Here is a 975-nt window from a genome sequence, read left to right as displayed (position 1 = left end):
ACAGGGCGGCCAGCAGCCCGCCACGCGAAAGCGGCAGGTCGGCCGCGAGGCGGACGAGCAACGCCGGCGCGCATTCGCCCGCCATGGCCAGATCCCATTCCGGTACGGCCTCGCCAGCCACCGTGCGCAACGCCCGCCAGGCCGCGTGCGACAGCGGCGGCATGGCCTGTACGCCGGGTTCGGCAGCCGGCTGCAGCGCGACGATCTTGTGCGGCAGACCGCACGGCCGGCCCCGGCCAGGGCCAAGCACCAGCAACTGGCAGGCGCGCCACGGATCGAAGCCGCCCACGGCCGGCAGCGTGGCCGTCGTCGCCCAGCCGGTGATGCGGCGTGCCTGTTCCGGCGGCTGCATATGGGCCAGCACCGTCACCAGCGCCGGCAACACGTCGCTGGCCTGCGGCACCATCAGCGCCATGTCGCGCCAGGCGATGCCGATATCGGGCCAATGCGCCTGCACCGGCAAGGGCGGCAGCAGCGGCGGCACCGGCAGCACGGTGCGGGCAAAGCCGGCACTGGCTTCGGCCGAGGGCAGCAAGGGCAGCAAGCGTTCGGCGTGGCCGTCAAGTGCGTCCATGCCAGCAGCCGACAGGATGACGCCGTGGCCGCCCTGGCGGTTGGCCTTGAGCAGCAGCGCCGGTGCGCGGCCATCACCCAGCGGCAGCAGCGCCTTGATTGGCGGCTCTCCGGCCTCGGCCCAGCCGGCCAGCGCTGCCATGATGTCATCAAGCCGCTGCCGATGCTCGGGCGCCAGTTCGGCCAGCGAGCCTGTGCTCTGCCGGCTCCAGGCCGCACCGGGCAGGCCCGGGCGCAGTTCCAGCGCAACCAGGGCGTGAACCAGCCTCATCGCAGCAGGAAAACGGCCAACGCGGCCGCCAGCGCCAAGGCGTTGAGCCCGACCAGCGCCCAGTACAGCTGGGCCGGCGGCTGCCGGTTGGCCGCCGCCTGCTCGGCCAGCGCCGCTGCCACCGCCGCCTG

1 protein-coding gene is annotated in these 975 nt (G+C 73.8%); it reads right to left on the bottom strand.

The window, feature by feature from the left end:
• On the bottom strand, positions 1-844 hold an 844-nt coding region (locus GJ693_RS16215), incomplete at its 3' end, for a hypothetical protein (protein WP_156257250.1).
• Positions 845-975: the final 131 nt, after the last annotated feature.

It is taken from the genome of Sandarakinorhabdus oryzae (assembly GCF_009733735.1).
Lineage (GTDB): Bacteria > Pseudomonadota > Alphaproteobacteria > Sphingomonadales > Sphingomonadaceae > Sandarakinorhabdus > Sandarakinorhabdus oryzae.
Note: the sequence above shows the minus strand (reverse complement) of the source record. Positions and strands in the feature narration are given on the sequence as shown.